The 13283-nt window shown below is 49.4% G+C and carries 15 protein-coding genes; 4 read left to right on the forward strand and 11 right to left on the reverse strand.

Going from position 1 to position 13283, the window contains the following annotated elements; translation table 11 throughout:
- The 9 genes from recO to rpoE all read right to left on the reverse strand — a co-directional run.
- A partial coding sequence (gene recO / locus AC6R0L_RS00430) for a DNA repair protein RecO (protein ID WP_487901376.1) occupies positions 1 to 720 on the reverse strand: 720 nt, incomplete at its 3' end.
- Positions 721 to 811: 91 nt separating this feature from the next.
- The gene (gene era, locus AC6R0L_RS00435; RefSeq protein ID WP_500627901.1) at positions 812 to 1786 is read right to left on the reverse strand and encodes a GTPase Era; all 975 of its coding nucleotides are present in this window, start codon (positions 1784 to 1786) and stop codon (positions 812 to 814) included.
- On the reverse strand, positions 1779 to 2456 hold the full coding sequence (gene rnc / locus AC6R0L_RS00440; RefSeq protein WP_334554189.1) for a ribonuclease III: 678 nt from the start codon (positions 2454 to 2456) through the stop codon (positions 1779 to 1781). Before rnc ends, era begins: the two co-directional genes overlap by 8 nt.
- Positions 2457 to 2486: 30 nt before the next feature.
- The gene (gene lepB / locus AC6R0L_RS00445) at positions 2487 to 3383 is read right to left on the reverse strand and encodes a signal peptidase I (RefSeq protein WP_500627902.1); all 897 of its coding nucleotides are present in this window, start codon (positions 3381 to 3383) and stop codon (positions 2487 to 2489) included.
- A gap of 123 nt (positions 3384 to 3506) precedes the next feature.
- Positions 3507 to 5300 (reverse strand): translation elongation factor 4, encoded by a 1794-nt coding sequence (gene lepA / locus AC6R0L_RS00450; protein WP_487901378.1) that lies wholly within the window; start codon positions 5298 to 5300, stop codon positions 3507 to 3509.
- A 167-nt stretch (positions 5301 to 5467) separates the two neighbouring features.
- The gene (locus tag AC6R0L_RS00455; protein ID WP_487901379.1) at positions 5468 to 5938 is read right to left on the reverse strand and encodes a SoxR reducing system RseC family protein; all 471 of its coding nucleotides are present in this window, start codon (positions 5936 to 5938) and stop codon (positions 5468 to 5470) included.
- Positions 5935 to 6897: a sigma-E factor regulatory protein RseB gene (rseB, locus tag AC6R0L_RS00460; protein ID WP_500627903.1), complete on the reverse strand. Its 963-nt coding sequence runs from the start codon at positions 6895 to 6897 to the stop codon at positions 5935 to 5937. The genes AC6R0L_RS00455 and rseB overlap by 4 nt, the downstream gene beginning before the upstream one ends.
- Positions 6894 to 7523: an RseA family anti-sigma factor gene (locus AC6R0L_RS00465; protein WP_500627904.1), complete on the reverse strand. Its 630-nt coding sequence runs from the start codon at positions 7521 to 7523 to the stop codon at positions 6894 to 6896. Before AC6R0L_RS00465 ends, rseB begins: the two co-directional genes overlap by 4 nt.
- A gap of 52 nt (positions 7524 to 7575) precedes the next feature.
- Complete coding sequence (gene rpoE / locus AC6R0L_RS00470; protein ID WP_334554176.1) at positions 7576 to 8157, reverse strand: RNA polymerase sigma factor RpoE; 582 nt, start codon at positions 8155 to 8157, stop codon at positions 7576 to 7578.
- A 361-nt stretch (positions 8158 to 8518) separates the two neighbouring features.
- On the opposite strand from rpoE, the gene nadB reads away from it, so the two are divergent.
- A complete protein-coding gene (gene nadB / locus AC6R0L_RS00475; RefSeq protein ID WP_500627905.1) occupies positions 8519 to 10147 on the forward strand; it encodes an L-aspartate oxidase in 1629 nt (542 codons plus the stop codon).
- Positions 10148 to 10149: 2 nt separating this feature from the next.
- On the opposite strand, the gene AC6R0L_RS00480 is transcribed toward nadB, so the two are convergent.
- Together AC6R0L_RS00480 and AC6R0L_RS00485 are read right to left on the reverse strand one after the other, a co-directional pair.
- Entirely contained in the window at positions 10150 to 10620 is a 471-nt protein-coding gene (locus tag AC6R0L_RS00480; protein ID WP_500627906.1) for a protein YgfX, read from the reverse strand.
- Positions 10568 to 10828: an FAD assembly factor SdhE gene (locus tag AC6R0L_RS00485; RefSeq protein WP_334554172.1), complete on the reverse strand. Its 261-nt coding sequence runs from the start codon at positions 10826 to 10828 to the stop codon at positions 10568 to 10570. The genes AC6R0L_RS00480 and AC6R0L_RS00485 overlap by 53 nt, the downstream gene beginning before the upstream one ends.
- A 180-nt stretch (positions 10829 to 11008) precedes the next feature.
- On the opposite strand from AC6R0L_RS00485, the gene ygfZ reads away from it, so the two are divergent.
- The 3 genes from ygfZ to AC6R0L_RS00500 all read left to right on the forward strand — a co-directional run bounded on the left by ygfZ (position 11009) and on the right by AC6R0L_RS00500 (position 13248).
- Complete coding sequence (gene ygfZ / locus AC6R0L_RS00490; protein WP_500627907.1) at positions 11009 to 11974, forward strand: tRNA-modifying protein YgfZ; 966 nt, start codon at positions 11009 to 11011, stop codon at positions 11972 to 11974.
- Entirely contained in the window at positions 11961 to 12443 is a 483-nt protein-coding gene (locus tag AC6R0L_RS00495) for an aminoacyl-tRNA deacylase (RefSeq protein WP_500627908.1), read from the forward strand. The genes ygfZ and AC6R0L_RS00495 overlap by 14 nt, the downstream gene beginning before the upstream one ends.
- A 598-nt stretch (positions 12444 to 13041) precedes the next feature.
- Positions 13042 to 13248 (forward strand): DUF1107 domain-containing protein, encoded by a 207-nt coding sequence (locus AC6R0L_RS00500; RefSeq protein ID WP_334554167.1) that lies wholly within the window; start codon positions 13042 to 13044, stop codon positions 13246 to 13248.
- Positions 13249 to 13283: the final 35 nt, after the last annotated feature.

A 13283-nucleotide genomic window follows, 5' to 3' on the forward strand; every position in this document is an offset into this window, starting at 1 on the left:
TTCCATACTCCGTGCTCTGGGAACCCTTGCAATGAAAAGTTCCCTGCTTTTTAAAGGTTTGCCGCCAAGATACGGCTTTAAGGCCAGTCGTGTAAAGCGTTTTGCCGCTTTGAGTTGTTCTTTTGTGGTGAAGCGACGCTCGCTGATCGCGATCAGTTCATTGCCTAAAAACGTCAGGTTGTCGTTTCTCACTGAGGCAATGAATCCCTTCTGCTCGCGATAGCGATAGGTCATCTCCGGTGAGACTGGCTCACCACTGCCCGCACAGTGTAAAAAATCCACGCCATACCCCATCGCCGACAGCAGTGCCAATTCAAAGCGGCGTAAAGCAGGCTCTGGATTCTCGCTTTGCGCCAACTCCGTCAACGCATGCAGGTAGTCATGAAACAGAGCGGGCATCGCCACTTCGGCCATCAACACTCGGCCAATCAACTCATTGACGTACATAGCGGAATAGAGATGGATACCAAAAAGAGGGAGACCTAAACTGATCGGCTCGGCTTGGCGCAGTGTTTTCATTGAACCTTTGCCTGACCATTTCAATAGTAGTGGTGTAAAGGGTTGCAGCGCCCCTTTGAGGTTAGAACGTTTGCTGCGTGCACCTTTTGCCATCAAGGTGATGCGGCCATACTCTTCACTGAAGACGTCAAGAATCAGGCTCGATTCGCTATAGGGTCGGCGATGAAGTACAAAGCAGCGTTGTAAACCTTCTGATGACATAGCCTTTGATCACAACAGACACGAGGTTGCGATCCTTCGTCAACCTAGTGAGGAGAGTGCTCTCTTAGCGAGGCGCTAAGAGAGCCAACGGTTAAAGATCGTCGATGTAACCGAGAGAGCGCAGTGCACGCTCGTCATCCGCCCAACCCGATTTCACTTTAACCCACGTTTCTAAGTAGACCTTACGGCCAAACAGTTCTTCCATATCAAGGCGCGCTTCGCGACCAATCGTCTTAATCTTCTCGCCGCCTTTACCGATGACCATTTTCTTCTGGCCACTGCGTTCGACCAAGATCAGTGCGTTGATGTGGAAACCGTCGGTGTCTGGGTTGTAATCGAAACGCTCGATTTCCACCGTCACCGAATAAGGCAACTCTTCGCCAGTAAAGCGCATCAACTTTTCACGCACAATTTCAGACGCCATAAAGCGCTGAGAGCGGTCAGTCACATACTCTTCAGGGAAGTGATGGGCCGCTTTAGGTAAGTGTTCACGGACATGCTTGCGCAGCACATCAATGTTTTTACCGTGTTTGGCCGAAATCGGTACCACATCGACGAATTCCATCTTCTTCGACAGATCCATCATGTGCAGCATCACTTCGTTGCGATCTTGAACGTTGTCGACTTTGTTGACACAAAGCACAACAGGGAACTTCGACTTCTGCAACTTGGTGAGCACCATCTCATCGTCTTTGGTCCAGTGGGTGCCATCAACGAGGAAAAACACCAGATTGACATCACTCAATGAAGAGTTGGCCGCGCGGTTCATCAAACGGTTGATGGCGCGTTTCTCTTCAATGTGTAGCCCTGGGGTATCGACATAAATCGCTTGGTAATCCCCTTCTGTGTCCACACCCATAATACGGTGGCGCGTGGTCTGAGGTTTACGTGAAGTTATCGAAATTTTTTGACCTAGAATGCGATTCAGCAGTGTCGATTTGCCAACATTCGGTCGGCCAACAATGGCAATAAAACCACAGTGTTGGTTCTCTGGCGACGCGGTTTCACCACTTGATGAAAAGAACGCATCGATATCAAATTCGTTGTTGTCAGTTGAGTCAGTCATTGTTAAGTTGCTCTAGCGCTAATTCCGCAGCCGCTTGTTCTGCCTTGCGGCGGCTGGTGCCTTTGCCAATGACAGGATCTCCGATGCCTGCCACTTCACACGAAACCGTAAATTGCTGGTTGTGTGCTTCACCTTTAATAGTAGTCACTGTATAGACAGGAAGCGGTTTTCTTCGCCCTTGCAGAAATTCTTGCAAACGCGTCTTGGGATCTTTTTGCGATACCCCCGGCTTAATGGCATCCAAACGACTCTGGTACCAGCTGAGTATAATCCTACGGACCACTTCAATATCGCTATCCAAGTATATCGCCCCAATGATTGCCTCTACGGCATCGGCAAGAATGGAATCACGACGGAAACCGCCACTTTTTAACTCACCTGGACCTAATTTTAAGTGATCTCCGAGTTCGAATTCTCGACCCAGTTCCGCCAGCGTATTGCCACGCACTAAGGTCGCACGCATACGGCTCATGTCCCCTTCGTTCACTTTAGGGAAGCGGTGATAAAGATCGTCAGCAATGACAAAACTTAAAATTGAATCGCCCAGAAACTCAAGACGCTCATTGTGTTTTCCATTTGCGCTGCGGTGCGTCAGCGCAAGTTGGAGTAACTCGGCATCGTTGAACGGATAGCCGAGTCTGTTTTCTAGATTAGTGATTGGAGAATTCATGCTCTCTCGATAGTTTGTGCTTTAAACAAGCTAGTTAATGCCACCAATGCGGTTAAAACGCACACCAGTTGGAATCCAAGTCGGTAAGACACTGTCTGCATCACGATCAAACTCAAAACTGATCCAAATTGCAACGGCCTTGCCAACGAGGTTGGCCTCTGGAACAAAGCCCCAGTAGCGGCTGTCAGCACTGTTGTCACGGTTGTCACCCATGACAAAATAGTGCCCTTGCGGTACGACCCACTCGTTCACACCACTGCGTGGCTGATACGCCGACACGCGATCGCGGCGAAGTGGGTTAACCAAAATTTGATGCTCCACTTCACCCAACTCTTCATTCAGTTGGATAAGTGGTACGCCGTCTTGAATAAACGGACTCTCTACCACATTCGATAGTCCCACTTGGCGGCAAGTGCTCTCACCTTGTGGCTGAATGCAGATCTCTTTTTTGCTGCTGTAACGCACGGTATCACCCGGAAGGCCGACCACGCGTTTGATATAATCGATACTCGGTTGTGGTGGATACTTAAAGACGACCGTATCACCGCGCTCCGGTTTACCTGTTTCCACCAGTTGTGTACGCCAAACGGGATCTTTGAGTCCATAAGCGTATTTCTCAACCAGGATAAAGTCGCCGACTAATAGCGTTGGCATCATGGAGCCTGATGGAATCTGAAACGGCTCATAAATGAACGAGCGCAGCACCAACACAATCGCAATCACGGGGAAGATGGAGACACTGTTCTCGATCCACCAAGGCTGCTTTTTCACTTTGGCTAACGTCGCGTCATCCAAACCTGTGGTTTGCGCTTCGATATCCATCACTTGGCGTTGACGCTGCTTAGCAAAAACCAGCTTCTCCAGTAGCCAAACAATACCTGTCACCAAAGTGACGATGACTAGGATGAGTGAAAATGTGTTCGCCATTGACTTCCCTTATCTCAAAAATACGAAAGTGAAAGGGTAACCCCTTTCACTCAAAACGTTGGCGCCAAAGCAAGTCAACATCGCCGACCTACTAGCGCGCTCAATCTTTACCGGTGGGCAAACTTAATCTTTGCCTACGTGCAGAATAGCAAGGAACGCTTCTTGTGGCAGCTCGACATTACCGATCTGCTTCATACGCTTCTTACCCTCTTTTTGCTTCTTCAGTAGTTTCTTCTTACGACTCACGTCACCACCGTAACATTTAGCGATAACGTTTTTACGCAACTGCTTCACCGTAGAACGAGCGATGATGTGGTTACCGATCGCCGCTTGAATCGCAATATCAAACATCTGACGTGGAATGAACTCTTTCATTTTTTCCACCAGCTGACGGCCTCGAGTTTGCGATTGATCTTTGTGCGTGATTAGCGCCAGCGCGTCGACTTTATCACCGTTGAGCAGTACATCCACGCGTACCATGTTAGACGCTTCAAAGCGTTGGAAGTTGTAATCCAGAGAAGCGTAACCACGTGAGGTAGACTTCAAGCGGTCGAAGAAATCAAGCACCACCTCTGCCATCGGGATATCGTAAGTCACCGCCACCTGGTTGCCGTGGTACACCATATCCACTTGAACGCCGCGCTTTTCAACACACAAGGTAATCACGTTACCTAAGTAATCAGAAGGCACCAAAATATTACAACGTGCAATTGGCTCACGAATCTCTTCGATATCGTTGATCGCCGGCAGTTTTGCTGGGCTATCCACATAGATCAGCGTGTCGTCGGTCTTTTCCACTTCGTACACTACGGTTGGCGCAGTGGTGATAAGATCAAGATCGTATTCACGCTCTAGACGCTCTTGAATGATCTCCATGTGCAGCATGCCAAGGAAACCACAACGGAAGCCAAAGCCCAGTGCCGCCGAGTTTTCTGGCTCATAGAACAAAGAGGCATCGTTCAAACTCAGTTTACCTAGCGCGTCACGGAAGTTTTCGTAATCGTCTGAGGAGACAGGGAAGAGACCCGCATACACCTGAGGTTTGACTTTCTTAAAGCCCGGTAGTGGTTTTTCACTGCCGTTTTTCGCCAACGTCAGCGTATCACCAACAGGCGCGCCCAAGATGTCTTTGATACCACACACAACCCAACCGACTTCGCCAGTGCGAAGAATGTCGGTATCGATTTGTTTTGGCGTGAAAATACCTAAACGATCCACCCCCCAAGTTTGACCTGTGCTCATCACTTTGATCTTGTCGTTCTTTTTCAATTGACCGTTCTTGATGCGCACCAAAGAGACGACACCTAAGTAGTTGTCAAACCAAGAGTCGATGATCAACGCTTGCAGAGGTGCATCGGGATCACCTTCTGGCGCTGGAATCGCAGCAACGATGTTTTCCAGCACATCTTCGACACCTAGACCCGTCTTCGCTGAGCAGCGAGTAGCCTCCATCGCATCAATCCCGACGATCTCTTCGATCTCTTCGGCAACGCGCTCAGGATCAGCGGCAGGCAAGTCAATCTTGTTCAGAATAGGCACGACTTCCAGATCCATTTCGATCGCGGTGTAGCAGTTCGCTAGGGTTTGTGCTTCAACGCCTTGACCGGCATCCACCACCAACAGCGCACCTTCACAAGCCGCCAAAGAGCGCGACACCTCGTAGGCAAAGTCAACGTGCCCTGGAGTGTCGATAAAGTTGAGCTGATAAGTTTCACCGTCTTTAGCGGTGTAGTTCAGTGTCACACTCTGCGATTTGATGGTGATACCACGCTCACGCTCCAGATCCATTGAGTCGAGAACCTGAGCGGCCATTTCACGGTCGCTTAAACCACCACAAACTTGGATTAAACGGTCTGATAGGGTCGACTTACCGTGGTCGATATGGGCAATGATCGAAAAGTTACGAATGTGCTTCATGATTTGGTGTGACTAAACTCTTTCAAATAGGGACGAAATACCAATCGAAATAACCCTCTGCTGAGCAGTTCAGTTCAGAGAGTTATCCAGATTGGTATGAGAAAGCCGTCATATGACGGCATTTCAAACAAGTTGGCAGATTCTACCCAATTTCTAAGCGCTACGCACTAGCTAATTGGCTCACCCAGAATCCGTATCAAAGTGACTTGTTGCGACGACTGTCGCTCAAGATGAGAGGCGAACGTCTTGGCAAAGAGGATACCCGCTGCCGTTGCCAGTGCGGAGCACAAAATGACGACGCCCTCGCCAAGGTCAAACCAAGGCGCGATGAGAGCGGAGCCAAGCCAAGCCCCCAGGATCAAACCAAACAATGGCAACAGATAGACCAGCGCGGCCGACTGCAACACGCGTTTCTCAGGCAGGCCAATTTCCACCACCTGCCCTTCACGTACCGCTTGTTTGGTCTCTAAGTGCCAGTAGAGTGATTTATTGCCAACCGCTTTCGACACAATCCCCGTGCCGCAGCTTTTTTGCGACGAGCAACTGCTGCAACTGGTCTGCTGCTCACAGCTCAGCTCCACGTGAAATCCGCCATGGTGCGCCTTGACCGAGGAGACGGTCGCCAATGCCGTCATCATTGGTTGTGCCTTGAAGCATCAATCGTGACGGACTGAGCGATGCGTTTTGCCGTCGCAGGAGGAATATCGCCAATCACAGAGATTTCCGCTGAACCACTAACAAAGCTGTGCAACGTTCTTCGACCTTGACGAACAAGCTGCCCTTTGAGTGACAGATTGTCACTGTCGGAGACATAGATCGAGAAGCTGAACAGACCGTCACTGTACATTTGACTCTCCACCATACGCTCAGTGTTGGCCATACGATAACGGTTGAGCTCTTTGGGCTCAAAGCCGTTTGGAATCCAGTCTGCATGCCAATTAGGATTGTCTAAACTGCCTTTGGGCAGTGAGAGGACCTCTGGCAATTTCACCTCATTCAAACCACTTAAAATCGTGCCAATATGCTCGTTGACGCTATAGGAAATGGTGCGATATTGCTCTAACACTTCGCCATCACGATCCACCAGATCCGCTCTTAGAGGCAAATGCGTTTTCTCATCGACCCACAGCACGTAGGAGTAACGCAATCCGTCTTTGGGTACAACACGCAGCACTTGGCACGCCGTACCGGCCTCGCGAGCTCGGCCCACTTGGACGAAATCGTAGTACTGGCTTAATTCGTCAACGTCGGCATTAAGCAAAGGGATGGTGGGGGCGACAATTTCACCCGACTCAATCGTAAACGGTTCGACACCAGGCTCAATGTAGCTGACTTCATTGCCACGGCGAATCACTTCACGGATAGGCCCACTGAGATAGACAAGGTGGGCAAGTTGTTGGTCGTCCGCTCGCGCGTGACGGTACAGCAAAGGCTCAATACTGTTTTTCTTGATCAGGATGTAAGAAAGCTCGTAATTGAGGTGCTGGCTGGCATCGTTCATTTGATCCAACAACGCCTTCGCAGCGTCATCGGCTGCAAAGGCGATTGGTGTATTCAAACTGAACAGTGCCAGCGCACTGATCAGGATTTTTCTCATTCAACTACCATTTCTGGGTGGTCATTCATCTGCTCTGTTTTACTGTTCAGACGCAGCTGAAGTTCATAATCTTGCAGCATAGCGTTAATGCGACGGCGTTGCTCTTGCACATCGACTTGACTCGCCGTACTGGATTGCGGCTCAACCGACGAACGCGTCAAGCTGACCGGCTCTGCACTGCCCGCAAACGGAATGGTTTGCAAAACAGGTAACTGGTCTGATTCTGGCGCTGCGGCGTCAGACCCACCGTATTGCTGAACGCCTAAAATAACGGCCAGCGATACGCAAGCCGCGACCGCGACTTGGCCAAACTGATTGAGCCATGCGGGCAACTGACGACGGGCTTGAGCAGGCGTCGGCTGCGACTCTACCGCAGTCTCGTTGATCTCTCGCACTGACGTATCTTGCAGAGTAGAATGCTTTGGCTCAGACTCCAAAGCCAAAGCAACACTGTCTGCGATATTCCATTCAGGCTTTTGCGGCGCATCGCCACGCATGACATCACCAATGAGATGGTAATGCTTCCAAGCTTGTTGGCTGGACGCATCTTGCTCGAGCTCTGCAATCAGACCTTTGTCCACCAACTCTCCATCCATGAGCGCTGAAAGTTTCTCTTTGTCAGCCATTATCATTCACCATTAATCCTATCTATCAGGCATTAGGGTTGTCATTTACCTATCATTGACGTTGCATTAGCGGTTGGATTTTCTTCTCCACCGCCTCTCGAGCACGGAATATTCTCGAACGTACGGTTCCTACTGGGCAATCCATAACCGCAGCAATCTCTTCATAGCTCAAGCCATCGAGCTCACGCAATGTCATCGCGGTTTTTAAATCATCAGGCAGTGCTTCAATCGCACTGAAAACAACGTGTTTCAATTCGTTGGACAACGTTAAATTCTCAGGGTTCGATATTTCTTTCAGTGCACTACCGTTTTCGTAATATTCAGCTTCTTCAGTATCCACATCTTGCGCGGGTGGTCTGCGACCTTGGGCAACAATATGGTTTTTCGCAGTATTAACGGCTATTCGATACAACCAAGTGTAAAACGCGCTCTCGCCTCGAAAACTTGGGATGGCTCGATACGCCTTAATAAATGCTTCTTGTGCTACATCCGGGACATCCCCTGGGTTATTGATGTAGCGGGAGATAAGATTACAGACTTTGTTTTGATAGCGAATCACCAACAGGTTGAACGCTTGCTTATCTCCATTCTGAACTCGCTCAATTAATACTTGATCGGTCAGCTGCTCGTTCATTCGAGCGGGTACTCCTATTGTTATCGACTCTTATCCTCTCAGATATGAGCATTAATTATGCAAAATGTAGTATTGACACCACTGCTTACTTGAGCACTATTGTGACCTAGTAATAAAAATAAAGTTCAAAACAAATTTCACTATTTTTTGAGAAGTGATGCCCTTGCCACGAAGACGATTTGATTGTGCGCAGTGCCAAGGGGAAAAGCAATGTAATTTACGAAGAATTGCACCACTGGCGGTGCTATGATAGCAAGCCAGAGCAAGCTTTTATTGCAATTCATGGCTACCCGTACGCGACAGCTGACCGTGGCGGATGGATTTTGTCGGGTACAAATTAACTCGGGAACGTAACAGTTTTATGAACACAAACCGTGAACATCAATGTGATGTGTTAGTGGTGGGCAGCGGCGCTGCGGGTCTTTCATTGGCGCTTAGAGTGGCGGAGCATGGCAAGGTCATTGTATTGAGCAAAGGGCCGCGTAGCGAAGGCGCGACTTACTATGCACAAGGAGGCATTGCCGCCGTTTTCGACGAATCAGACAGTATTGAATCCCATGTCCAAGACACCCTCATCGCTGGTGCAGGATTGTGCGAAGAGGAAAGCGTCACATTTATCGCCGAAAATGCAAAAAAATGCGTGCAGTGGTTGATTGATGGTGGTGTACCCTTCGACAAAGAAGATGACGACGGCAATGGCGAATCGCCTCGCTACCATCTCACGCGTGAAGGCGGCCACAGCCACCGACGCATTTTGCACGCGGCCGATGCAACGGGCATGGCAATGCAAACGTCGCTGCAAGACAACGCTCACAACCACCCAAACATCACGGTGCTCGAACGCCATAACGCGCTCGACCTCATCACAGAAGATAAAATAGGCGGTGATAAGGACAAAGTCATCGGCGCCTATATTTGGAACCGTAACCAAGAACACGTCGAAACCGTGCGTGCAAAGTTTGTGGTATTAGCCACCGGCGGCGCCTCCAAAGTCTACCAATACACCTCAAACCCTGACGTCTCATCCGGTGACGGTATCGCGATGGCGTGGCGTGCAGGCTGCCGAGTGGCGAACTTAGAGTTCAACCAATTCCACCCAACCTGTCTCTATCATCCAGAGGCGCGAAACTTCTTGCTCACTGAAGCACTGCGTGGTGAAGGTGCGTACTTACGCCGCCCCGATGGTTCTCGCTTTATGCCCGATTTCGATGAGAGAGAAGAGCTGGCCCCTCGAGATGTGGTGGCTCGCGCTATCGACTTCGAGATGAAACGCCTAGGTGCCGATTGCATGTATCTCGACATTAGCCACAAACCGGCAGACTTTATCGAGAAGCATTTCCCAACCATCAATATGCGTTTGCTCGATCTTGGTATTGATATGACCAAAGAGCCGATTCCTGTCGTTCCGGCTGCTCACTACACTTGTGGTGGCGTGATGGTCGACTTCAATGGTCAAACCGATTTGGCGCAGCTTTATGCGATCGGTGAAGTGAGTTACACCGGCTTGCATGGTGCCAACCGCATGGCCTCGAACTCTCTGCTCGAGTGTGTGGTGTATGCATGGTCTGCCTCACAAGACATCATTGAGAAACTGCCATCGGCGACACTGGCCTCGAACTTACCGGCTTGGGATGAAAGCCAAGTCAGCTGCTCAGACGAAGAGGTGGTGATCCAACATAACTGGCATGAACTGCGCCTGTTCATGTGGGATTACATGGGCATTGTCCGTACCGACAAACGCTTAGAGCGCGCCATGCGCCGTATCCAACTGCTTCAGCAAGAGACACACGAGTACTACAGCAACTTTAAAGTCTCGAATAACCTGTTGGAATTGCGAAATCTGCTCCAAGTGGCAGAGTTAATGGTGCGCTGTGCCATGCAACGTAAAGAGAGTCGCGGCTTGCATTACACCCTCGACTACCCTGAACTGGCCAAAGACAGCGGCCCGACCATTCTCGTGCCAGATAGACGTCAGTCGATCAAAAATTAACACTAGGGAGCGCGCTGCTCCCTTTTTGTTTGCTGCAACTTGGTTTGACGCAACGCCACCAGCAAATGTCGATAGTGCTCATCGGGCAGACTGTCTCGCCACAACAACACACGCTTACCGTCACTACGTGTCAAACACAGCGCCCACGCAGACAAAGCGGTGGAGACCGCTTTGATCCCAAACTGTCGACCTTGGTAGTGATAGCAAAAATCAGCATCAAATGTGATAGCCCCCTTTAGAGACTCCTGAAGCATCCCGTCTGAGTTGGCCCATCGAAACAGAGGCAACAACACAATAGGCGTCACAACTAAAGGTAAAGCGCTTGTGATGAGCAGACAGCAAGTCAACATCGATACAATGACATTGACTTGAGCAGCCATAAAAGAAGGATGAGCGTAAACGCTCATGGATGAAGGGGAGTTAACGTACCTTACTGAGGTTGTGGGCGACAATTTTGTCCACCATTGCTGCATGACCTAGGTTTTCACTGCGACCGTGTCCCATTATCCAGGTGAACAAGTCCGGATCATCACACTCTAGCAGTGACACAAAATCGCGCTGTTCGTTTTCTTGTAGGCTATCAAAGCACTCTTCGAAAAACGGCATGATGACCACATCCAGTTCCAACATTCCTCGGCGACATCCCCATTTGATACGCGCTTTCTCTTCCGCGGTGTACATTCTATTTATTCCTCACCTTGTCGGTTGTTTTCGCCGAGTGTAACAAGCAAAGCACTTTGCAACTACTAACTCAGTCACAGTCCGAACGCTTGCTGTTGAAGACAAAGGTTGTTTCAGGGCGCAGAGGGGCATTATGATAGCCCAATTAAGTCACCTTCATTACTCATTAGGTAGTCAACTATGGACTGGAACACGACATTTTCGCCACTCCCACTCTCTTCGCAAGACGCTCTTCCTTCGCTTGCCATAGCGCCACTGGAGTCTTGGGCACTAATTCAGGCAGCCGGCCAAGACAGTAAGTCTTACCTGCAAGGGCAGTTGACCTGTGACGTCGTGACTCTGGCGCAAGATGAAGTTCGCCTCGGCGCCCATTGCGATGCGAAAGGTAAGGTATGGAGTGCGTTTCATCTCTTTCATCACCAACAAGGTTATGGGATGTTTCAGCCTAAGGCTTTAGTTGAGAAAGAGATCGCCGAGTTAAAAAAATACGCCATTTTTTCCAAAGTGGAGTTCAGTGAAAGTTCGCTAACACTCCTGGGCGTGATGGGCAGTGCCGCCGATGCATTTATTGATGCTTTGACTCAAGAGCGCGGTGATGTGCGTTTGCTACACGAAGGCAGCGCGGTACGTATCGGCCAGCAGCGCTGGGTTGTGATCACCAATGAAGAGACGGCATTTCAAATCGTCGATACCTTTGAAGGGCAAAAGAGCGATGAGTCACTGTGGCGCCTGTACGACATTCAATTGGCCAGCCCTAGCCTTACTCAAGCGCAGCAAAATGAGCACATTCCTCAAGCGCTGAACCTTCAAGCTCTCGGCGGGATTAGCTTCACAAAAGGCTGCTACACCGGACAAGAAACCGTAGCACGAGCGAAATACCGTGGCATCAACAAGCGAGCCCTGTTTATTTTAAAAGGCCAGTGCGATGTAGCGCTGGAAGAAAACGCGGAACTTGAACGTGCGGTCGGTGACAACTGGCGCAGTGCGGGCCATGTATTGGCGAGCTACCAATACACCGATGGCGTGTGTCTCGCGTTAGCGGTGCTGCCAAATAACCTAGAGGCAGAGACGCCCTTTCGTTTCAAGCACCTTGAGCACTCTCGTCTGACGTTTGCACCGTTGCCATACTCACTTGACGAGGCGTAAGCATATCCGCACTCAAGTCACGCAGTTTCTAGAGCAGCAGCAGGTGTCTTATCGCTTGCTGCCTCACGAGAGCGAAGCGATCACAATTGACGAGGCAGCACGGCAACGTGGCGTGCGCCCAGCCCAAATGGTTAAGTCTATTTTGCTGCGTGATATGAGCGATCGCTACGCCTTGGCGTGCGCCCCTGGGCACTGCCGCGTTGACCCGAAAAAAGTGAGAGCGCAGCTCAATTGGCGCCGCATGACCTGCGTTCCGATAGACGAAGTCCCCACTATCACCGGCTACCCTATCGGAGCTGTAGTGCCTTTACTACTCGCTCAGGAAATGCCGATACTGTTCGATGCTCACATTCTTAATGAACCCATTGTCACCATTAGTAGTGGTTCTCCCCTTGCAGGTATCGCTCTTCAGTGCGACGACCTGCTTAAGCTTTGCCAACCCTTGGTATCAGATATCATTCATACATGATACACAGCTCTCACTTTCAGAGATTGTGTGACAAAGATCGCAATTAGTAATCACTAATTAAAAATTTTTATTCATTTTTAAAGCATATATAGTCACCAGAAATAAAATGCAGTATCCTGCTCGCGTTGGTTTAAGAATCGAGCGAATTAAGATGTATTGCTTGGCACTGCGATTTTATTCACCTAGTGTAAAGCGCGTAGTGTAATCCTTCTCCAACAAAAAAGTGAATCCACTGATTGTTTCAGGACATCCACTTTTTGTGTAATGCATCTGTGACTATTCGCCCGCCTTGTGCGGGCATTTTTTCTGGCAATTAACAATTTTCTAACACTTTCCTATTAGTTTGGGCTATTCTTATTTCTGTCATATTGCTCTGGCTTAATTGCCGGCGTTGAGAAACCCCAAACCGAACAGAATCGACAGAACATAAATGAGGTAACAATCACACCAATTTGGATATTTATCCGTAAATTTGCCTACAGCAACACAAATATCCAAATAGAAAGACTTTAACTGCATATTCCCCCATAACAATCACACATTCTAATTGGGGAATTTAGTATGATTCGCAGTGCTTGCTAAAGAAAAGGAACAACGTATGAGACTGTTTAAGCGCTATACACCAAGTATGATTGCTAAACACGTGAGTCGGCTATTTAAGGGAAGAATCTACATCTACGGAGTCGGAGGTTTCGAGTTTGATAATGGCAAGCTCATCCTACCCGCAAAAGCAGAAAGCAAACACTTCAAAGCGGTGAAGGAAGTGAATCAAGAAATTATGAAGCTCCGTTGCGCATACGCTTGAGCGTTACCATACCGCCAGTGAGCGCGGGTGAAACA

The sequence above is a fragment of the Vibrio sp. R15-SG3-ISO1A genome (assembly GCF_059833955.1).

Excerpts from the sequence above, each read along its gene's own strand:
- era (WP_500627901.1), bottom strand. The coding sequence starts at position 1,786 with ATGACTGACTCAACTGACAACAACGAATTTGATATCGATGCGTTCTTT.
- rnc (WP_334554189.1), bottom strand. The coding sequence starts at position 2,456 with ATGAATTCTCCAATCACTAATCTAGAAAACAGACTCGGCTATCCGTTC.
- lepB (WP_500627902.1), bottom strand. The coding sequence starts at position 3,383 with ATGGCGAACACATTTTCACTCATCCTAGTCATCGTCACTTTGGTGACA.
- lepA (WP_487901378.1), bottom strand. The coding sequence starts at position 5,300 with ATGAAGCACATTCGTAACTTTTCGATCATTGCCCATATCGACCACGGT.
- AC6R0L_RS00455 (WP_487901379.1), bottom strand. The coding sequence starts at position 5,938 with ATGATGACGGCATTGGCGACCGTCTCCTCGGTCAAGGCGCACCATGGC.
- rseB (WP_500627903.1), bottom strand. The coding sequence starts at position 6,897 with ATGAGAAAAATCCTGATCAGTGCGCTGGCACTGTTCAGTTTGAATACA.
- AC6R0L_RS00465 (WP_500627904.1), bottom strand. The coding sequence starts at position 7,523 with ATGGCTGACAAAGAGAAACTTTCAGCGCTCATGGATGGAGAGTTGGTG.
- rpoE (WP_334554176.1), bottom strand. The coding sequence starts at position 8,157 with ATGAACGAGCAGCTGACCGATCAAGTATTAATTGAGCGAGTTCAGAAT.
- nadB (WP_500627905.1), top strand. The coding sequence starts at position 8,519 with ATGAACACAAACCGTGAACATCAATGTGATGTGTTAGTGGTGGGCAGC.
- AC6R0L_RS00480 (WP_500627906.1), bottom strand. The coding sequence starts at position 10,620 with ATGCAGCAATGGTGGACAAAATTGTCGCCCACAACCTCAGTAAGGTAC.
- AC6R0L_RS00485 (WP_334554172.1), bottom strand. The coding sequence starts at position 10,828 with ATGTACACCGCGGAAGAGAAAGCGCGTATCAAATGGGGATGTCGCCGA.
- ygfZ (WP_500627907.1), top strand. The coding sequence starts at position 11,009 with ATGGACTGGAACACGACATTTTCGCCACTCCCACTCTCTTCGCAAGAC.
- AC6R0L_RS00500 (WP_334554167.1), top strand. The coding sequence starts at position 13,042 with ATGAGACTGTTTAAGCGCTATACACCAAGTATGATTGCTAAACACGTG.